This is a genomic window from Pseudomonas sp. FDAARGOS_380 (assembly GCF_002591235.1).
GTDB lineage: Bacteria > Pseudomonadota > Gammaproteobacteria > Pseudomonadales > Pseudomonadaceae > Aquipseudomonas > Aquipseudomonas salmasensis.
Genome location: NZ_CP023969.1, coordinates 5,913,033 through 5,933,688 on the forward strand (window position 1 = coordinate 5,913,033; position 20,656 = coordinate 5,933,688).

Consider the following 20,656-nt stretch of genomic DNA (forward strand, 5'->3'; position numbering starts at 1 on the left):
CATGAAGACTATCAACCGACGTTCCCGTCTTACCCTGCTCAGCCTCTTGAGTGCCTCAATCTGGCTGGCGGGTTGCTCGACCCCCGCACGGGTACCGCTTCCTGACAACAATACGCTCAAGGCCGGCCATCAAGCGGCGCTGACCCTGGCCGACCTGCCACCGCCGCAGGTGCTGATCCAGAGCGGCGACTCGCTGCGTATCGTGCGTGATGCCCAGGAGCCGTCGGCGGCCGATGACATGACCGTGTTCGTGGTGCGCCCCGACGGTGTGATCTCGCTGCCCAATATTGGCCGGGTCAAGGCCGCCTTGCGCACGCCCGAAGACCTGGGCAAGGAAATCACCGAGAAGTACAAGCGCATCTACCGCGAACCTGCGGTGACGGTGAACATCGCCAGCGCACCGAGCAACAAGGTGTTTATCGGCGGTGCGGTGTCCAACCCGGCGTTTTTCGACCTGGCCGGCAACGTCAGCGTCGAGCAGGCGCTGCTCAGTTCCGGTGGTGTATTGCCCTCGGCGGATGCCTCCAACGTAGCCTTGCTGCGCACTGGCCCCGATGGCAAGTACAGGACGTACTTCATCAGCCTGGAGAGCATGCTGACCGACCCCAATCACCCGCGGGTGGCGTTGCAGCGCGGCGATTTGATCTTTGTGCCGCAGTCGGGCATCGGCGCGACGGTGGAGGCTGTGGATATGTACTTCACCAAGCTGTTTCCGATCAACAAAGGGATTGGTATTGGCTTGAATTACGACCTCAACGACAGCGGCGTGAAGAACAGCGGGAACACGACTAATGGCCCTATAAACGTCTTTCCATCAGGCACAACTCCTTGATCGTTACCAGATTGGCTTGACTGCAATTTTTCGCATTCAGCGTTAAACAATTTTCAATGGAGTAATCCTGTGATCGAAATCCGCTCTCTTCGCGACCTGCTGCGGCTGTTTTTCATCTACCGCCGCGAATTCAAACTGGCCGTGCTCACCACGATCGTCATCGCCGTGCTCGGTGCCTTCCTGCTGCCGGCTCGCTACGAGTCGGACGCGCGCTTGCTGGTCAAGCCGGGGCGGGATAACACCACCTTGCCGATCGAGGCCGCCAACCGCCAGACGCTGATTGCTCCGAGCACCCAGCACGACCCGATTGTCGACGAAGAAAAAATGCTCACGGGCCGGCCCATCGTGCATATCGTCGCCGAGCGCTATATGGCAATGACCGCCGAGCCGCCGCAAGGCTTCTGGAAGGTCACCAAGTTCTACATCAAAAAGGGCGTGGGCGAAGTCATCAATGGCATTCGTAGTGTGCTGCAGTTCGTCGGCCTTGCCGAGAAACAAAGCCCGCTGGAGCGCTTGGCGACCTCACTGGAGAAGAACTTTACCGCCGGCCACGAGCCGGGTTCTTCGGTGATCGAGATATCCTTCACCTGGGACGACCCGGCGGTGGCGCAAAAAATCGTCGAGACCTGGGTCAACGCCTACCTCGAAGAACGTGCGCGGATTCTCGGGCGCAAGAGCCTGCACACCTTCTATGAAACCGAACGCGCCAAGGTGGCGGAGAATATCCAGAGCCTGAAGGACCAGTTGCAAGGCCGCTTGAAGCAGATCGACTCGATCAGTGTCGATGCGCGCCTGAAGAACCTGACCAACCAGATCGACCGCGTCACCGATGCCAAGGTCAGCGCACAGAACCAGATCTCGGGGATTCGCAGCCTGCTGGCCAACGCCAGCCAGCAGATCAAGAGCCAGCCGGCAGACGTGGTGACGATGCGCGAAACCAGCCTCAACCCCACCCAGCTCGACCTCAAGCGCCAGCTCAATGCGCTGCAAGTGGAGCGGGCTCGGCTGTTGCGCACGTACCTGCCGGGCACGCCGCAAGTCAATCAGATCGAGCAGAACATCCGCGACATGGAAGCCCTCAGCGCCCAGGAAGCCACCCGCCTGGAACGCTCACAGAACACCGCGCCCAACAGCCTGGTGATCAACGTCAAACAGCAAATGATCGACGCCCAGTTGCAAGAGCGCAAACTGGCCGGGGAAATCGAGAACTACGACAAGACCCTTGCCGAATTGCGCGCCCAGCGTGACCAGGCGATGACCGATGAACCGCAACTCAACACCCTGAGCCAACAACTGCGCACCGCCGAAAAAAGCTATGCCTTGTACTCGGACAATCTTGAACAGGCGCGAATCGACCACGAACTGGACAACAGCCAGATCAGCAACATCGCCCTGATCGAACACGCCACCCTCAACCCGGCACGTGTGTTTCCCAAGAGCCTGCTGATGCTGTTGTTCGCTATTCCCGCTGGCGTGGCCGTGGGCTTGCTGACCATCTATGTGCTTTACCTGCTGGACCAGCGCATCCACGATGGCACCCGCTTGCAGGAGATGTTCCACGTGCCGCTGTGGAGCAGCATTCCCGATGTGCAAGACGCAACGCCGGCAGCCGTCACCGCCAGCCTTTATCGCTTGTACAGCCTGTTGCCCCTGGATCGCATTGCCACCCAAGGTTTTGCCCTGGGCCTGACCTCGGCGCGCCATGGCGAGGGTGTGACCTTTATCGCCTCGCAACTCAAGCGTCTGCTGGAGGAGCGTGGTCACCGCGTCTCGGTCGATGGGGCGAACGCGCCAACGCCGGGTGAAGTGTTGCTGCTGGACGCCTCGGCGTTGTCCTCCAACCCGCAGGCGTTCCTGACGCTGCGCCGCGCTGACCAGATTGTGCTGGTGATCGAAGCCCGCACCAGCACCGTCCCGACGATCGAAAATGCCGTGTCGTTGCTGACCACCGCGTTCGGCAAAGTCGACGGCATGATCCTCAACCGCCGTCGCTTCGAAGTGCCGGCCAAGGTGCTGGCGCGACTCAACAGCTGGCGTGGGGCGGCCTGATGCGTATCGCATTGCTGGCGCCGCTGCCACCGGAGCAGACCGGGATCGCCGATTACGCCGCGCATTTGCGCAACGCGTTGATCGAACAAGGCCTGGAGGTGGTGACCCCACTCGCCGGCTGCCTGGAGCTGCCTGAACAGTTGAAGCGCCTGCAGGCCTTTGACTGGCGCAGCGTGGACCTGGTGCATGCTGAACTGGGGGGTGGACGCTTCGGTGAGTTCCAGGCGCTGGAGTACCTGCGCCGGGCGCAACCGCACCTGCCGTTGACCGCCACGGTGCATGACCCGGAGCGCCTGATCTGGCGCCGGGCCAAGCTGTTTTTCCCTCTGACCCTGCTTGAACGCCTGCCCCACCCGCTGCCCCAGGCGGCGGCGCTGCTGGCCGACCCGTTGACCTTGCACGAAGAACGGCGCCTGGCCAAAGGCATGCGCCGCCTGATCACCCTCACCCGCCTGGGCGGCGACTGCCTGCGCCAGCGCATGGGCCTGCGCCCGCAACAGGTGGCGGTGATTGCCCATGGCAACCTGCCCATCGCGCCCCAGGCGTTGCCGCCACTGGCGCCGTTGCGCCTGCTGTATTTCGGCTTTATCTACCGTGGCAAGGGCATTGAGGACTTGCTGCTGGCCCTGGCCCAATCACTGGCCGCCCACCCGCAATGCCGAGGCCAGGTACGCCTGACCCTGGCCGGTGGCACCGCGCCGGAAATGACCTTTGACCCCGCCGGCAACTACCTCGACGGCCTGCGCGAGCAGATCAGCGCCCTGCATCTTGAGGATGTGGTGGACTGGCAACTGGACCTGCCCTCGGCGCAGATCCCTTCTACGATCCAGGCACACCATGTGATGGTGCTGCCCTATCGCGAATCGAAAAAACTCAGCTTCCTGGGGCAGATGCGTGGCACCAGTGGCGCGCTGTCGTGGGCCAATGCATGCGGGCGCGGGGTGATCACCTCCAACGCCCGCGCCTTCGCCGAAGAGGTGGCCGGCGGCAATGGCATCACCTATCAGCAGGGCGATACAGCGTCCTTGAGCAACGCCTTGGGCCGCTTGATCCTCGACCCGCAACAGGCGCAGCAATGGGCCGCTCGGGCAGGAGAAATCGGCCACCAACGCCAGTGGGCCAACACGGCCCAGCGGTTTGCTGAATTATTTCGGGTTGCTTGTGAGGAGCCGTTGCGATGAACCTGTCATCCGTTCGTCCACTGTGGCGCTACCTGCCGCTGGTGCTGTCAATCGCCGTCGGTAGCGCCCTGCTGTTGAGTGAAAAAGTCGATGCACAACCGGTGAACCTGGCCCCGGAGCGCACCGTAGTCTGGAAGGACTTTCTCGGCGTGAACGCCCACTTTCTGTGGTTCACGCCCGAGCAGTACCGTAAGCAGATCCACCAATATAAGAAGCTTGGATTGCAATGGGTGCGGGTCGACCTGCACTGGGATCGCCTGGAACCCAAGGAAGACGATTATCAGCTCGCTACCTTCGATGAACTGGACCGCACCCTGACCGCCGAAAAACTGCGTTCGGTGTTTTACCTGGTGGGGTCGGCACCCTTTATCACCACCGCCCCCAAGGGCGTGCCGTTCCAGGACCAGTATCAACCGAGGGACGCCAATATCTATGCCATGCGCCTGGCCGTCCTGGCCAAGCGTTATCCGAATATCGATGCCTGGCAGGTGTGGAATGAACAGAACCTGCCGAACAACTGGCGCCCCAAAGTCAACGCCAAGGAATACGCGCAGTTGTTGTTGGCCAGTCACAAGGCCTTGAACATTGCAGCGCCGGACAAACTGCAGGTCATGGGTGGCATGGCGTATTACAGCCAGATGCCGCCGCGTGGCAAAACCCTGATGTTCGAAGCACTCGGCGCGCTGGGCGTGCAAAGCCTGGGCATGGTCGCGGCTTATCACCCCTATTCGATGACCCCGGAAACCGATGAGCCGGGCAAGAACGAAGTGCTGCTGCGCGGCGATCAACTCAATTCAATGCTGCACGGTGCCGGGATCAAGCAGGTCTGGGCCACTGAATGGGGCTGGTCCAGCTATGCCGGCCCCAAGGAGATGCAGGACCTGATCGGTATCGACGGGCAAGCCGATTACACCTTGCGCCGCCTGGCGTTGATGGCGTCCCAGGACTACCAGAAGATCTTCCTGTTCGCGCTGTCCGACCTCGACCAACGTGCCTCGCCACGCGACCAGCATTACGGCCTGTTGAACCTCGATGGCGAACCCAAGCCGGTGTACACCGCCCTCGCCCGCTTCCTGGAGATTACCGGCCCCACGCTTAAACCCGGCAACACGCCGCAATTGCAGGATGTACCGGACAGCTTCTACAGCGTGGCCTGGACCCGCCCTGACGGAAAAAACCTGCTGATGTATTGGAGCGCCAAAGGCAGCAGCATCAGCCTGCCCGGCATCAAAAACGCGGAACTGCTGGACCCGCTGACCGGCGCCCGGCAAACCCTGAGCGACGACAACGGTATTCGCCCAGCGGTGAAGCCAAGTTTGCAGATACTGGTGTGGTAGCCCCGGGCATGGAGAGCTGTACATGAGAATCCTCTGGATTGTGCCCTACCTGCCGTGGCCGACCACCAGCGGTGGCAAGACGCGGCAGTACCATTTGCTGCGCACCTTGAGTGAGCGCGGGCATCGCATCACGCTGCTGGCGCAATCGAAAACGCTAGCCGATGACGCGGTGCACGCGGCCCTTGAGCCGCTGCTCGAGCGCCTGATCGTGGTACCGCGCCGGCCACTGAAACACCCGCTGACCCTGCTCGCAGGCTTGTTCGCGCCCTGGCCGCTGTTGACCACAGTCAACGGCCTGTCGGCACCGTTGCAGGCCCAGTTTGCGCAGCTGTTGAACGAGCGCTGGGACGTGATTCAGGTAGAACACAGCTACAGCCTGCAACCGTTTCTACGCACCTTGCAGCAGCAGCGGCGCGAGTTTGTGCTGACCGAGCACAACTTGGAGTCGAGCCTCGGCGGCGCCACTTACGACCGCTTCCCCAAGTGGGCCGCGCCATTTGTGCAGTACGACCAGTGGCGCTGCCGGCAATGGGAACGCAAGGCGTTCGATGCCGCCGCTCATGTGGTCGCGGTGACCGAGGCGGACGCTCAGGCCATGCGGCCATTGTCGTCGACGCCGGTGAGCGTGGTGGTCAATGGGGTTGACAGCCGCGCCTTCGCCGAGGTCAACGCCGATGCACAGAGCCAGCGCCTGTTGTTCGTCGGCAACTACGAGTACGCACCGAACCTAGACGCTGTGCAGTGGCTGCTCGAAGAGATCTTCCCCAGGGTCTGGTTGCAGTGCCCGAACGCACGCCTGGCGGTAGTCGGCTATGGCTTACCCGAACACTGGCGCGAGCGTTGGCCCGATGAACGTATCGAGTGGCTCGGGTTTGTTCCCGACCTGTGCGCCTTGCAACGCCGCTGCGCCGGTTTTGTCGCCCCGTTGCGCCATGGCGGCGGCTCCAAGCTCAAGGTGTTGGAAGCGATGGCCGCCGGCTTGCCGCTGGTGAGCACGGCCCAGGGTGTTTCCGGGTTGGCGGTACAGCCGCAGGTGCATTACCTGGCCGGCGAAAACGCCGAGGCCCTGGCCGACGCCGTTGTGCGCCTGCTGGATGAACCGGCGCTGGCCGGGCGACTGGCCGATGCCGCACGCGACTATGCGCGGCAATACCACGACTGGGCGGTGGCGGGTAATGAACTGGAACACCTCTACCGCAGCTTGCTTACCGCCAAGGAGTCTCAGCCATGCGCGTAGCCCTGGACTATCGCCCCGCCACGGTTGCGCCGTCTTCGGGCATCGCCCGCCAGGTCGTGGCACTGGAAGACGCCCTGCGCGCGCGGGGCAACACCGAGGTGGTGCTGTTCAGTGAGGCGCCTCTGGACCACCCGCAACGCCAGACTGCGGTTTGCCCGGCCTGGGCCAGCCCGCTGGACGGCCTGCAACGCCCACAAGTGCGCCTGCGGTTCGAGCGCGGCTTCTTGCCCAAGGCGCTGCACGAGCAGCAGATCGACCTGTACATCGCCACGGCCAATATGGGCTTGCCGCTGTGTCGCAAACCCGCCGGTACCCGCTATGTGCTGGTGCTGCATGACCTGTTTCAGCTCACCCACCGCAACTTTCATCGCTCCAAGCTCAAGGCCCTGGCCTACCGCTTGATCGACGGGGCTTCGATTGCCTGGTCGGTATGGCAGGCTGATCGGGTGTGGTGCCCTTCGCAGTTTTCCTGCAATGAGGCCGCGCGTCTGTTCCCTTGGGCACGGTCCAAGTTCCGCGTGCTGAACAACCTGGTGCCCGAACTGAACGCAGCGCCAGAGCCACTGCCAACCAACCTGCCGACACGCTACTGGCTGGTGGTGGGCACGCGGGAGCCACGCAAGAACATGGAATTCTTCCTGCGCCAATGGCAGGCCTGCCGTGCGCTGAACCCTGATGTGCCGGACATGGTACTGGTGGGCCACGCCAGCGATGTACCCGCAGCACTCGGTGACTTACCAGGCCTGCATTGGTGCAGCGGTTTATCGGACAGCCAACTGCAAGCGCTCTACCGTCATGCCGCGTGCCTGTGGCAGCCGTCCTATGCCGAGGGCTTTGGCTTGCCGGTGGTGGAAGCCTTGAGTGTCGGCACGCCGGTAGCGGTGGCACGCGGCAGCGCCCTGGATGAAATCGCGCCGCCCAACGCCCCGCGCTTCGCCCCCCATGACGCCGAGCAACTGCACAAGGTCATGCAACAACTGGCAGCCGCCGAGGCCACGCAAGACGGCGAAACACACCGCGCCTGGGCCCGGCAATTTGCCGAACCGGCCTATCGCGCGCGCCTGGACACTTTGCTCAAGGAATTGGACCGCTAATGCTGCCAGGAAAATTCGTCAGTCTGCTGCTGGGCCTGGTGTTCGGCGGGTTGCTGTTGGCCCTGTCACCGATCAAGGTCATGTTGGTGGTGGCCGGTGTGGCCGTGGCCTTGACCCTGATCCGCTTTCCCCTGTGGGGCTTGCTGATTTTCGCGGTACTGGCCACCAGTATTCCCTACACCACCTTGCAACTGGGCATCCGCACCACCGTCAGCGAGGCGGTGCTGGGGCTGACCTGGGTCGGGGTGTTCTGGCAATCGTTCATCGGCAAGACCCGTGGCTTCATGCTGTGGCGGCCGACCGAGCGGGCGCTGATGTGGCTGATGCTGTTCAGCACCATTCCGTTTATCTGGGGCATGCTGATCATCCATGCCGAAGGCAACGGGCCGGTGAACTGGGTGCGCTGGCTGATGAACCTGTCGATGTTGTTTATCGTGCCGCTGCTGCTGCGCACCGACGCCGACCGCGACAAGGTAGTGGTCGCCCTGTTGCTGGGTAACCTAGCGATGCTGTTGCTGTCGATCTTCATGTTCCTGAAGACACGCAATGCGATGTCGATGATCGATATTCTCACCGACCTCAAATACGCCCACCCGGAAGCGGTGAAGGATATTTTCTCCGCCAACTACACGCGCATGGCCTCGCCCTGGGTGCACCCCAACCTGACCGGCGGCGTGCTGGTGCTGTTTATTCCCCTGGCACTGTTTTATGGCTGGACCCGCAGCGGCTGGCGTCGGGCCCTGGGCCTGGCGGTGGCGGTGCTGGGGTGTGCCGGCCTGCTGCTGAGTATTTCCCGTGGCGCCATCGTGGCCCTGGCGCTGGTGTTGATCTGGCTGGCCTACAAGCGCGTGCCGAACAGCGGGCGCATCATCGGTATCGGGGCGGCGTTCGCCGTTGCGCTGGTGATGTTCTATCCGCCGTTGCAGGAGCGCTTGCTGACCATCTTCTCGACCACCAACGCCAGTACCGAAATCCGCTTTGACGAGTACGCCAGGTTCCCCACCGCCATGGCGACCTTCCCCCTGGGGATCGGCTTCAAGATCGACCCGCCCGTGCCCGGCTCCAATCTGTTGGGGATCTCCAACCTGTGGCTGAACTTTATCTACAAGGTCGGCATTCCAGGGATGCTGCTGTTTATCACCGTCACCCTGTTGTGGTGGCGCGAAGTGCGGCCCCTGGGCCAGGTGCGCAAAGTCACGGCCGACAATGCGCTGTGGCTGGGGTGCGTTTGTGGCGTGCTGGCGGCGCTGCTGACGGGGATTTTCGACCACTACTTCAGCTTCACCTTTGTACTGATCGCGCTGTTCTGGCTGTTGATGGGCATGAGCCTGCAACAGGTGCGCCTGCGCCCTTCCATTACCGCCCCTGTTGCTGCTACTGCGCCAAAGGATAACCAACCATGAAGCACCGGATGATTCACTCCACCGACTTGCGCGACCGCCTCCCCACGCTGGCCGCTGAAATAGGCGTGAGCCTGCCAGACCTGGAAGAGGCGCTGGACTGGTGCCTGGCCCACGACGTGGTATTTGAAGAAGGCGAAGGCGACAACAAGCGCTTCTGGATCAGCTCCATCGACTTGGAAACCGCGATTGAGCACCCGGTGGCGCGCCGCCTGTTCCACCGGATGAAACAGGACCTTGCGGCCCAGCTACTGCCGCGTTACGGCAAAAACTGGGCAACCGTCAAAGACCGATGGCGCAGTGTCTGGGACATGGCCTACAACATCTTGATCAACAAGATCCCCAGCCACCATGTGCGCATCGCCTGGCTGCGCCTGGGTGGCGCGAAGATCGGCAAGGGCTCCAGCGTGTGGCGTAACACCGAAGTGCTGGGCATGCACAATCTGGTGGTCGGCGACGATTCGGTCATCGGTTGGCATTGCCAGGTGGACGCCCGCGCCGGGCTGGTGATCGGCAACCATGTGGCGATTGCCTCCCACGTGCTGATCATCGCCGGCAGTCATGATTTGCAGGCGCCGGAGTTCTGGTCGATTTCCGGGCCGATCTACATCGACGATTATGTGTGGATCGGCAGCCGAGCGTTGATCGGCTACGGCACGCACCTGGGCCATGGTTCAGTGATCAGCGCCAATACCGTGGTGGCCAAGGCAGTGGCCCCCTACAAAATCATTGGCGGCAGCGGCGCCAAAATCATGGGCGAACGTTGCCATGACCTGAACTACAAGGTGGGTGGCAAAGGCCTGTTCACCCTGTTTCACTGATGTTCGGCAGCACGCTCTGGCTGACCCTGGCGACGCTCGCCGGGCTGGTGGCCGGTTTTGCCCGCGAATGGCTGCTGGTGGCGGCCTGGGGTGCGGGCAGTCGCAGCGACGGGTTTCTGGTGGCGGTGTTTTTGCCCGAAGCATTGCGCATGACCCTGGCCGCCGGCTTGCTCGCAGCGGCTGCCCTGCCCCTCTATCAGCAACGCGACCCACAGCGCCAGCAAGCCTGGCTGGCCAGCCTGTCCCCCCGCCTGCTGGGCGTGGGCCTGGCCCTGTTTGCCCTACTGGCGCTGGGCGCGCCGCTGTGGGTACGCCTGATCGGCCCCGGCCTGGACGCCGCGGCCCATGCACAGGCCGCCGCCAACCTGCGCTGGCTGGCGGCCTGTGCGCCAGGCTTGGTGATGCATGGGTTGTTCAGTATTCCCTTGCAGGCACGCCAACGTTTTGTCCTGCCGGGCCTGGGCTCTTTATTGTTCAATCTGCCACCGGTGCTGTACCTGTTTATCCGTGGCAGCTCCAGCGACAGTGCCGAGCTGGCCATGAGCTTTTTTGCGGGTAGTGTGTTGATGTGCCTGCCGTTGCTGGCGCCGGTCTGGTCCTTCGGCTGGCGGCCGTGGCAGGTCAGCGGCGATCCGCTGGCAGGCCGCGAATTGCTGGGGCGCATCGGCCCGTTGTTGGCCAGCAACGTGGCCAGCCAGGGCCTGGCGCTACTGGAGCGGTTGATCGCCAGTTTCCTGGGGGAAGGCGCTGTGACGTGGGTCAACCTCGCGCGCAAGCTGATCAACCTGCCACTGATTGCCTTGATGAGCCTTAACCAAGTGCTGCTGGGCATGATGAGCGGCGAGCAAGGCCAACAGCGCCTGGCGCTGCTGCGCCGCGGCCTGGATGCAGCGACCCTGCTGAGCCTGCCTGCGGCCTTCGGCCTGATTGGCGCCAGCCCTACGCTGATTCATCTGCTGATGCCCGCCCAGAGCGCCGACGGCCCACTGCCGGCGCTGCTGGCCTGGTTCGCCACGCCGCTGGTGTTTGGCGCCTGGAACGCGATGCTCGCGCGCTACGCCTACGCCAGCGGTGACACGCGCCTGCCGCTCAATTGCGAACTGCTGGGCAGCCTGGTCAATGCCGCGTTACTGGTGGTGCTGCCCTATTGTTTCGGCCTGCCGGGGATCGCCTTGGCGGCGTTGGGTGGCGTGGTGGTGACCAACCTGTTGCTGATGCACCGCCAGCAACTGCTCGGCCAACTGGGCTGGCCGTTGCAGTGGGGCTTGAGCGGGGTGCTGTTGGGAGTGGCGGCGCTGGCCCTGCACCCCTTGCACAACGATGGATGGCAGTTGGGGTTGAGCAGCCTGGCCGGCGCGCTGGTGTTGCTGGGGTTGGGGCTTTGGCTCAAGCCGTGGAAAGCCTGAGGCCTGCTCCCACCACAGGGGTGGGATGAGGATCTGTTAATCCTCCAGTGGCTTGGGGGCTTTGCTGCCGGGCTTGGCGGGTTTGCTGCCCTTGGCCGGAGCCGCTGGCGCGGCTGGAACAGGCTCCGGCTCCGCAGGTGCGGCAAGCTCCTTTTCCGCCTGAGGCATCTGGTCGATGGCGCTGAAGAATTCCTTCAGGTCGAGGCTGTCTGGGGGTACGGTTTTTTCGAGTTTCTTCTCGCCGTCCTTGCCGATCAGGATCACCTTGGTGCCGCTGCCGACGCCGAGTTTGAGGGCGCGGATCAGCGCGTTGGTTTCAGGCGGTTGAAGCTCTTTGCCGCCTTGAGTGTCCTTGGCGAAACTTCTTCCCTCTGCACCAATGTTGCCGAACTTCACGGTGTAGAGCACCATCTTGCGCTCTTCGAAGGACTGCTTGGTGGCAGCCTCTTCCAGTTGTTTCTTCAGCGTTGCCAGTGTCGGGTTTCCAGCATCAAGCTCTACGACCACCAGGGGGCGCGTCTTGCCCAATTCCTGCTTGAGCGGATTATCATCAGCGGCCAACAACGGCCCCGTAAAAGCCATCAAGGTAGCCAGGGTCAGCGACCGGATGAGCATGCGCACCTCCTTTGAATTCCATGCAGGGTTCTTGAGTTTCATGTCTGCGACAGCCAAATTCAAGGATGATTCCTACACCACTTTGAGAAGCGTAGGTCAGGAAGCCCGCTACGCAAGGGCTTGGACAGTGGCCTGGTCATTGTTTCTTCCGGTTACGAGGCCTTCCACTGCGGCCAATGCCGGGCAAAAACGGGGGCCACGACCGGGTCAGCGTCTACCCGCTCCAGGCTCTGCGCAAAGCCCGGCGCCAGATTGCCGAGCACCTCCCGCGCGTCGTCCCAACGCGACACCGCCGCCGCCATGATGCCCAGTGCATTCGGCGCGTTGCTCGGGGTAAACAGCTGGCCGGCAAACTGATCGGCAAACACGACCCAGGCCTGGTGCAGGTAGCGCCGTGTGCCGCTGACCAGTTGCGCTTGCTGCGCCTCATCGGCATTGCCCAACCAGCGTTGCGGGTAGTCGATGATGCCGATCGCCGCATAGCAGTTGGCGGCGATGTACAGCAAGCCGCGCAGGATCTGCGTACGATCGCCAGCCAGCAACTCGGCATTGGGATACTCCAGGCCCAGGTGGATCAGGATCGCGGCGCTTTCGGTCAGCACCTGACCATTTGGAGTAACCAGCGTGGGGATCTGCTTGAGTGGATTGATACGTGCAAGGGCGTCGCTGCCCTCGCCGTCCTGCCAGGAACTGGCCTCCACGCGATGCCACGGCACTGCGCAGCGTTGCAGGGCAATTTCGATCATGCAGGAGCCGGATTCGTCGGTGCCATAGAGCGTGTACATGGGCGTTTCCTCCTGAGCTAAGGGCAATAGTGAGCCTGTGGTCGATTAGCTAGAATAGTCCCATTTGCCCGCCCACCAACGTACCGAAATCATCATTCACGAACGGCAGTATTGCGTCGGCCACGGGCTGCAATTGGCGCGTGACGTAGTGGTCGTAGTCGATGGGCGCCTGGCGTACTTCCAGCGGTTCCGGGCCGTTGACGCTGATCACGTAGCTGATCCAGCCACCGCGCTGGTACTGGCGCGGGCGGCCCAGGCGATCGTTGTACTCGTCCGCCAGGCGCGCGGCGCGTACGTGGGGCGGGACGTTGCGTTCGTAGTCGTGCAAGGGCCGGCGCAGGCGTTTGCGGTAGATCAGCAACTCATCGAATTCACCGCTCAAGGTACGCCGCACGTAGTCGCGTATGTAGTCCTGATGGGGTTGGCGATGGAAGATGCGTTGGTAGAGTTCCTGCTGGAATTGCCGGGCCAGGGGCGACCAGTCGCTGCGCACGGTTTCCAGGCCCTTGTAGACCATGTCTTCACTGCCATCTTCGCGTACGACCAGGCCGGCATAGCGCTTTTTGCTGCCCTCCTCGGCGCCGCGGATAGTCGGCATCAGGAAGCGGCTGAAGTGGGTTTCGTATTGCAGCTCCAGAGCGCTTTGCAGGCCATATTCGTTGCTCAGGTGCGCACGCCACCAATCGTTGACGTGCTGCACCAGCGCCAGGCCGATGCGATTGGCATCCTGCGCAGAATGCGCGCTGCCGAGCCAGACGAAGGTGGAGTCGGTGTCACCGTAAATCACCTCGTACCCTTGGGCCTCAACCAGTGCGCGAGTCTGGCGCATGATCTGGTGACCCCGCAGGGTGATCGAGGACGCCAGCCGAGTGTCGAAGAACCGACAACCGCTGGAGCCGAGCACCCCGTAAAAGGCGTTCATGATGATCTTCAGCGCCTGGGAGAGCGGCGCATTGCGCTCGCGCTTGGCCTCTTCGCGGCCTTCGGACACGCGGGTGACGATGGACGGCAGGCAATGCCGGGTACGGGAGAAGCGCGCCCCGCGAAAACCTTCCACCGAGTCGCTGTCGTCAGGGTGCTTGAGGCCTTCGATCAAGCCCACCGGGTCGATGAGGAAACTGCGGATGATCGACGGGTAAAGGCTTTTGTAGTCCAGCACCAGCACCGACTCGTAAAGGCCCGGGCGTGAGTCCATGACAAACCCGCCGGGGCTGGCTTGGGGCGGTTTGTCGCCCAGGTTCGGCGCGACGAAACCCTGGCGGTGCATCAACGGCATGTACAGGTGGGTGAAGGCAGCCACGGAGCCGCCGTTACGGTCGGCCGGCAACCCGGTGACGCTGGCGCGTTCGAGCAGGAACTTGAGCAGCTCGGTCTTCTCGAAAATCCGCGTGACCAGTTCGCAGTCCTTGAGGTTGTAGCGCGCCAGGGCGGGCTTGTCCTCAGCGAACATGCGGTTGATTTCGTCCATGCGCTGGTACGGCGTGGAGATGTCCTTGCCTTCGCCGAGCAGGGTTTGCGCGACGTTTTCCAGGCTGAAGGACTCAAAACTCCAAGTGGCCGAACGCAGCGCTTCGATACCGTCGATGATCAACCGCCCCGCCGCCGCAGCGAAGTAGTGATTGCGGCTGCCGTGCTCACGCCAGGCCATGGCTTCACCGCCACGTCCCAGCAACAGCGGCACGTTCAGGCGTTGGGCGTGTTCGTGGAGGACGCGCAGGTCGAACTGCACCACGTTCCAGCCGATGATCGCGTCGGGGTCAAACGTGGCCAGCCATTGGTTGAGGCGTTCGAGCAGTTGCGCGCGGGTGTCGCAATAGTCGAGCTTGAAATCCACGGCGTCGGTTTTGTTCGGCGGGCCGAGCATGTACACCTGGCGTTCGCCGCAGCCTTCAAGGGCGATGGAGTAGAGATCGCCCTTTGCGGTGGTCTCGATGTCCAGGGACACCAGCTTCAAGGGCGGGCGGTAGTCGGGGGCGGGCTTCATCTGCGCGTCGAGCAAGGTGCCGCTCGCATCCGGCGTGCCGCCGAACCACACCGGGGCGGTGATAAAGCGCTCCATCATGTAGCGCTCGGGCGGGCGCACGTCACCTTCGTAGACATCGACCCCGGCAGCGCGCAGGCGCTTTTCGATGTCCATCAACTGGCGGTGCTGGCGCGCATACAGGCCCAGGACCGGGCGGTGATGAAAGTCGCACAGCTGCAACGGGCGCAACTCAAGATCGCGCTCGCCCTTGAGCAACCAATCGAGCGGCTTGCGGTGAGCTTCCGGGATGAACACCACCGAGGTTTGCACGGGTAGGCGAATGCACCGTGGCCCTTGGTCGGTGGCCAACCAGAAGCTGACCTCCGTGCCTGCCGGGGTATCGCGCCAATGCCGGGTCAGGACAAAACCCTGCTGTAAATCCACCGTACCGCACCTCAAGAATCGCATTCAGGGCGTGATTCTACTCGGCATCCGGGCTAAGGCGGCGGGTAAACGCATACGCAACGCGCAATCTCATAAATTTGTTGCAGGGCATTAATAGTAATTACTATCATTTGCACCGGAGTCGTATCCGCGCAGTGAGGAAGCGCAACGTTGTTGCCCACTTCCTCATAATTGACGGTTCGCCGTCAGGACCGACCATGCCCATCTGTCACCCTCTCGCTGTACCGTTTCGCCCTGCCCTGCTTGCCTTGTGCTGCTCCCTGAGTGTTACGGCACAGGCGGCCCCCCCATCGACGTCAGACAACGTGCTGGAGCTGGGTGCCACCAGCATCAATGCCGAAGCGCCGGCCCCCACTGCGCTGCCCCCCGAGTTTGCCGGCGGCCAGGTTGCACGTGGCGGCCAACTGGGTGTGCTGGGCAACCAAGACATCATGGATGTGCCCTTCAGCATGTCCTCCTACACCGAGAAGTTGATTCGCGACCAGCAGGCAGAAACCGTTGGCGACGTGCTGCTCAATGACTCCTCGGTGCGCCAGGCCTCGGGGTATGCGAACCAGTCCCAGACGTTCATGATCCGTGGCCTGCCGTTGAATGGCGACGACATTTCCTATAACGGTTTGTACGGCATCCTGCCGCGCCAGATCATCTCCACTGACGCCCTGGAGCGCGTAGAGGTATTCAAGGGCCCCAACGCGTTTATCAACGGCGTCACCCCCACCGGCTCGGGGATCGGCGGCGGTGTAAATCTACAACCCAAGCGCGCCGATGATGTGCCGCTGCGTCGTTTCAGCACCGACATCAGCAGTGATGGCCGGATTGGAGAACACTTGGATATTGGCCAGCGCTTTGGCGAAGACAACCGTTTCGGCGCACGGGTCAACCTGTCCCAGCGCGAAGGCGATACCGGCATTGATGATGAGAACCAGCGTTCGATGCTGTTTGCCGCCGGCCTGGACTACCGCGGCGATGCGTTGCGCTTGTCCGGTGACTTTGTGTATCAGAAGCAGCGCATCAACGGCGGGCGCAACTCGGTCTTTCTCGGCAAGATCACCCACGTACCGGATGCCCCTTCGGCAGACACCAACTACGCACCGAGCTGGAGCAGTACCAACCTGGAGGATACCTTGGGCATGCTGCGCGCCGAGTACGACCTCAACGAATACTGGACCGCATACGCGGCAGCCGGCGCCAAGCACAGCCGCGAAATGGGGCGCTACTCGTCGGTGACACTGAGCGATAACCTCGGCAATGCCAGCGCCAGTGGCTCGACGATCGCCCACGAAGAAAACAACACCAGCGCGATGGGTGGGCTCAATGGCAAGTTCCAGACCGGCCCCGTCAGCCATCGGCTCAACGTCGGCCTGGCCGGTATCTGGACCGAGGCGCGCAACGCCTATGTGTTCGCCAGCGAAAAAACGCCAACCAACATCTATCACCCGGTGACCGGCGCGCCACCGGCCCTCAATAGCCCGCGCAATACTCCCGGTACCGACTTCAGCGATCCGACCATCACTGGCAAGACGTTCGTACGCAGCCTCGCGGCATCCGACACTTTAGGGTTCTTCGACGACCGCTTGCTGGTGACCGTCGGCGCACGCCGCCAGCAGATGGTGGTACAGAGTTACAACTACATGAGCGGCACCCGCACGGCCAATTATGACGAGTCGATCACCACGCCGGTGTACGGCATTGTGTTCAAGCCTTGGGAGCATGTGTCGCTATATGCCAACCGCATCGAAGGCCTGGCCCAGGGCCCGACATCGCCGCTCAAATCCGGCAGCCTCACGGTCATCGGTGGCGGGCAGGCTTATGCGCCTGCACGGTCCAAGCAGATCGAAGCGGGTGTCAAAGTGGACATGGGCTCCTATGGCGCGACCTTGGGTGTGTACCGTATCGAACAGCCAGGCGCGGGTTATGCCGAAGCCATCGACGCCACCAACGCCCGCTATGTGCGTGAAGGCCAGCAGATCAACAAAGGCGTCGAGCTGAACGTCTTTGGTGAGCCCGTCAGCGGCCTGCGCCTGCTGGGCGGAGTGACGCTGATGAATACCGAACTCAAGGGCACACTCAACGGCGCCAACGACGGCAACCGCGCCATTGGCGTACCTTCATTCCAGCTCAACGCCGGGGTGGATTGGGATGTGCCGGGCTTGCAGGGCGTGACCCTCAACGGCCGTATGCTGCGCACCGGCGGCCAGTACGCCGACGCAGCCAACGAGCTGAGCCTGCCGGCCTGGAACCGCTTCGACGTGGGCGCGCGCTACACCTTCATGCTGCAACAGCGTGAGGTGACGGTGGGTGCCACGGTGGAGAACGTGGCCAACGAGAAGTATTGGGAATCGGCCCAGGGTGGATTCCTGAGCCAGGGGGATCCGCGGGTGGCGAAGTTGTCGGCGACGATTGATTTCTGAAAACGTAAAAGGGTTGGGGGACAGAACTCCCCCGCGCCCCCTCACCTTGTTGGGCGGCTGCTCAGATAATTTTCGATATTGCCCATTTGCTCGTCCCAGCCACGGGAGTTCATCTTGAAGGCTTTCTGGCGCCGCGCTTCGGGGATCTGGTCAAAACCGGACTCGACTACTCGCAAGAGCAGGCCTAGAGCGCGATCTTCAATCGTGAACTCCACCAGCGTCGGTGCCTCCTTGTCGTAGTCGATGCCCTCTTCCACTGCGAAAGGATGCCACCAGAAAGAAAACAGCGTTTGGGGCAGGATGCGTTCGATCCTGGCCTTCCACACGACATGTTCGTAACCTTTGTAGGTAATGGGTGCTTCGATGGTTTCTCCGGCCACAAAGGTTTTACCCTTAAGCGCGATACCGAACCACTGACCAAATTGCTCGGCCTGCGTGAGTGCCTCCCAGACCTGTTTACGTGATGCGTTGAGCAGGACTTTGCGTTCGATGCGATCTAATACGTGCAAAAGTCACCTCCTTCATTGAACACTAGGCGACATCAACCAATGCGCAACCTTGCGTTGTGCGCGATGATGATGACCCCCTCCTTGCCTGGCCATAGGTTATGACTGACCCACTGAATGGAAGTTGCTTGTGCAAAGGCGTGCGCTACCAAGTGGACAGCCTGGACATGCCCATCAACCACTGCCACTGCGAAAGCTGCCGCAAGGCACACGCGGCCGCGTTTGTTGCCACGGCCGGGGTGATGCGTGAGCATTTTCGCTGGACGCAGGGTGAGGAACTGCTGTCGTCCTTTGAATCTTCGCCGGGCAAATTCAGACATTTCTGCTCGCGCTGCGGCTCACATCTGATCGCTGAACGTGGGCATCAGCCCCACGTGATTGTGCGGGTGGCGACGCTGGATGAGGATCCGGGCGTCAGGCCCACCTCGCATATCTGGACGGCCCATGAAGTGCCCTGGCTGGCCTATGACGGCGTAGCGCGCTGGGACGAATGGAAGGTCTGAGTCAAACCCGTGGATCGCCAGGAGCCTTGGCCGGCGCTGCATATTGCGGCTTGAGGTGGCCTTCCTGGTCGAGCAACCAGGCATCCATGATCTGTCGCACCACAGGCCCGGCTACACGGCCGCCGGCCTCGCCGTTTTCGATCATGACTGAAATCACGATTTTCGGATGTTCGGCCGGCGCGAAGCCGACGAACAAGGCGTTATCGCGATGCCGCTCCAACGTCTTGTTGCGGTTGTAGCGCTCACCCTGTTTGATCGCCACCACCTGGGCGGTACCACTCTTGCCGGCGATACGGTATTGGGCGCCTTGCGCTGCCGCCCGGGCGATACCGCGGGGATCGTGCATCACCAATTGCATGCCGTGGTTGACCTGCTCCCAGTCACGCGGGTCTTTGAGCACCACGTTGGGCATCGGGTGTTCATCTACCGGAGCCACACCGTTAATGGTCTTGGCCAGGTGCGGCCGGTTCCATACACCTTTGTTGGCGATCAATGCTGTGGCCTGGGCCAATTGCAGCGGTGTCACTTGCATATAACCTTGGCCAATGCCGAGGATCACGGTTTCGCCTGGGAACCACGGCTGGCGACGGGTCGCACGCTTCCAGGCTTGGGATGGCATCAGGCCGGCAGATTCTTCGAACATATCCAGGGACACTTTCTGGCCCAGGCCGAACTCGGCCAGATAGTCGTGCAGGCGGTCGATCCCGAGCTTATGGGCCAGGTCGTAAAAATAAGTGTCGTTGGAACGCATGATGGCCGCGTCCATGTCCACCCAGCCGTCACCGCTGTGGTTCCAGTTGCGGTATTTATGGTCAAAGTCAGGCAACTGATAGTAACCCGGGTCGAAGACTCGGGTTTGTGGGGTAACGACACCACTGTCGAGACCGGCAATGGCCACTTCCGGCTTGATGGTTGAACCTGGCGCATAGAGACCGCGTAGCACGCGGTTGAACAGCGGTCGGTCAATGGAGTCGTGCAGCGCGGCGTACTCCTTGAAGCTGATGCCGGTGACGAAGAGGTTCGGATCGAAACTCGGTTTACTGACCATCGCCAGTACTTCACCGGTTTGCGGGTCCAGGGCGACTACCGAACCACGACGGTCGCCCAAGGCCTCTTCGGCGGCTTCCTGTAGCTTGACGTCGAGGCTCAGGACGATGTTTTTGCCAGGGATCGGATCGGTGTGCTTGAGCACGCGCAGCACACGGCCCTGTGCGTTGGTCTCCACCTCTTCATAACCGACATGGCCATGCAGTTCTGACTCGTAAAAGCGCTCGATTCCGGTTTTGCCGATGGATTGGGTACCGCGGTACTCGACCGAATCAAGGGTCTTGGATTCTTTTTCGTTGATGCGACCGACGTAGCCAATCGAGTGGGCAAAGTGCGCGCCCAGGGGGTAGTGGCGAACGAATTGTGGCTCGACGTCCACACCAGGTAGACGGAACTCGTTGACGGCCAAAACGGCGATCTGCTCTTCGGTCAGCTCGTAGAACAACGTGACGGGAACAAACGGGTGACGGGCCTGCTTGAGCGCCTTATCAAACACCGCACGGTCTTCGGCAGGCAGGTGTAACAGATTGACGATTTCGTCCAGCTCACCCTTGAGGTCGGCGGTGCGCTCACGGGTGATGGTCAGGTTATAACTAGGGCGGTTGTCGGCCAGCACCACGCCATTACGGTCATAGATCAAGCCGCGAGTCGGTGTGATGGGCAGTACGTGGACCCGGTTGTTTTCCGAAATTGTGGAGTGGTAGTCGTACTGCACCACCTGCAGGAAATACATGCGCCCTACCAGCGCACACGTGATCCCAATCACCAACAACGCGCAGGCGAGCAAGCGCTTGTTGACCAGGCGGTTTTCTTTTTCATGATCTTTGATAGGTATCGGTTCAGGCATTTCTACAGCATCTCGTTGGAAAAGGTCGACGCCGCATCCTGCGGATAAAGATCAATCCTTGTGAAAATGTGCTGCACCATAGCAAAAATGCAGAAACACTTTGTATCGAATTCCCTCAACGGCAGCTTATTTAATGTTGCCAGAAGCGCTGGAATTT

At 61.8% G+C, this 20,656-nt stretch carries 16 protein-coding genes; 11 read left to right on the forward strand and 5 right to left on the reverse strand.

What is annotated here, in order from left to right; translation table 11 throughout:
• The first annotated feature begins 1 nt into the window (after position 1).
• From CRN80_RS27415 to CRN80_RS27455, 9 genes are all read left to right on the forward strand, one after another.
• Positions 2-832 (forward strand): polysaccharide biosynthesis/export family protein, encoded by an 831-nt coding sequence (locus tag CRN80_RS27415; protein ID WP_098952119.1) that lies wholly within the window; start codon positions 2-4, stop codon positions 830-832.
• A 69-nt stretch (positions 833-901) separates the two neighbouring features.
• A complete protein-coding gene (locus CRN80_RS27420; protein ID WP_098952121.1) occupies positions 902-2,881 on the forward strand; it encodes an exopolysaccharide transport family protein in 1,980 nt (659 codons plus the stop codon).
• Positions 2,881-4,062 (forward strand): glycosyltransferase, encoded by a 1,182-nt coding sequence (locus tag CRN80_RS27425; protein WP_098952123.1) that lies wholly within the window; start codon positions 2,881-2,883, stop codon positions 4,060-4,062. The genes CRN80_RS27420 and CRN80_RS27425 overlap by 1 nt, the downstream gene beginning before the upstream one ends.
• A complete protein-coding gene (locus CRN80_RS27430) occupies positions 4,059-5,399 on the forward strand; it encodes a beta-galactosidase (RefSeq protein ID WP_098952124.1) in 1,341 nt (446 codons plus the stop codon). The genes CRN80_RS27425 and CRN80_RS27430 overlap by 4 nt, the downstream gene beginning before the upstream one ends.
• A 22-nt stretch (positions 5,400-5,421) precedes the next feature.
• Complete coding sequence (locus CRN80_RS27435; RefSeq protein ID WP_098952126.1) at positions 5,422-6,636, forward strand: glycosyltransferase family 4 protein; 1,215 nt, start codon at positions 5,422-5,424, stop codon at positions 6,634-6,636.
• Positions 6,627-7,730, forward strand: a complete 1,104-nt coding sequence (locus CRN80_RS27440; RefSeq protein WP_098952128.1) for a glycosyltransferase family 1 protein — start codon at positions 6,627-6,629, stop codon at positions 7,728-7,730. Before CRN80_RS27435 ends, CRN80_RS27440 begins: the two co-directional genes overlap by 10 nt.
• Complete coding sequence (locus tag CRN80_RS27445) at positions 7,730-9,133, forward strand: O-antigen ligase (RefSeq protein WP_098952130.1); 1,404 nt, start codon at positions 7,730-7,732, stop codon at positions 9,131-9,133. Before CRN80_RS27440 ends, CRN80_RS27445 begins: the two co-directional genes overlap by 1 nt.
• The gene (locus CRN80_RS27450) at positions 9,130-9,951 is read left to right on the forward strand and encodes a DapH/DapD/GlmU-related protein (RefSeq protein WP_098952132.1); all 822 of its coding nucleotides are present in this window, start codon (positions 9,130-9,132) and stop codon (positions 9,949-9,951) included. The genes CRN80_RS27445 and CRN80_RS27450 overlap by 4 nt, the downstream gene beginning before the upstream one ends.
• Positions 9,951-11,357, forward strand: a complete 1,407-nt coding sequence (locus CRN80_RS27455) for a lipid II flippase MurJ (RefSeq protein WP_098952134.1) — start codon at positions 9,951-9,953, stop codon at positions 11,355-11,357. Before CRN80_RS27450 ends, CRN80_RS27455 begins: the two co-directional genes overlap by 1 nt.
• Positions 11,358-11,393: 36 nt before the next feature.
• On the opposite strand, the gene CRN80_RS27460 is transcribed toward CRN80_RS27455, so the two are convergent.
• The 3 genes from CRN80_RS27460 to CRN80_RS27470 form a co-directional block, all read right to left on the reverse strand.
• A complete protein-coding gene (locus CRN80_RS27460) occupies positions 11,394-11,972 on the reverse strand; it encodes a DUF4174 domain-containing protein (protein ID WP_098952135.1) in 579 nt (192 codons plus the stop codon).
• A 152-nt stretch (positions 11,973-12,124) separates the two neighbouring features.
• Positions 12,125-12,757 carry a glutathione S-transferase family protein gene (locus CRN80_RS27465; protein ID WP_098952137.1) on the reverse strand — a complete coding sequence of 211 codons (633 nt, stop codon included), beginning with the start codon at positions 12,755-12,757 and terminating at the stop codon, positions 12,125-12,127.
• A 49-nt stretch (positions 12,758-12,806) separates the two neighbouring features.
• Complete coding sequence (locus tag CRN80_RS27470; protein ID WP_098952139.1) at positions 12,807-15,164, reverse strand: DNA polymerase II; 2,358 nt, start codon at positions 15,162-15,164, stop codon at positions 12,807-12,809.
• Between the two features lie 218 nt (positions 15,165-15,382).
• Between CRN80_RS27470 and CRN80_RS27475 the strand changes: the two genes are divergently transcribed.
• A complete protein-coding gene (locus tag CRN80_RS27475) occupies positions 15,383-17,596 on the forward strand; it encodes a TonB-dependent siderophore receptor (protein WP_098952140.1) in 2,214 nt (737 codons plus the stop codon).
• A 41-nt stretch (positions 17,597-17,637) separates the two neighbouring features.
• On the opposite strand, the gene CRN80_RS27480 is transcribed toward CRN80_RS27475, so the two are convergent.
• The gene (locus tag CRN80_RS27480) at positions 17,638-18,105 is read right to left on the reverse strand and encodes an SRPBCC family protein (RefSeq protein WP_098952142.1); all 468 of its coding nucleotides are present in this window, start codon (positions 18,103-18,105) and stop codon (positions 17,638-17,640) included.
• 98 nt (positions 18,106-18,203) lie between these two features.
• Between CRN80_RS27480 and CRN80_RS27485 the strand changes: the two genes are divergently transcribed.
• Positions 18,204-18,605, forward strand: a complete 402-nt coding sequence (locus CRN80_RS27485; RefSeq protein ID WP_098952143.1) for a GFA family protein — start codon at positions 18,204-18,206, stop codon at positions 18,603-18,605.
• Between the two features lies 1 nt (position 18,606).
• Here the strand turns inward: CRN80_RS27485 and mrdA are convergent, their stop codons facing one another.
• The gene (mrdA, locus tag CRN80_RS27490; RefSeq protein WP_032892540.1) at positions 18,607-20,499 is read right to left on the reverse strand and encodes a penicillin-binding protein 2; all 1,893 of its coding nucleotides are present in this window, start codon (positions 20,497-20,499) and stop codon (positions 18,607-18,609) included.
• Between the last annotated feature and the right edge of the window lie 157 nt (positions 20,500-20,656).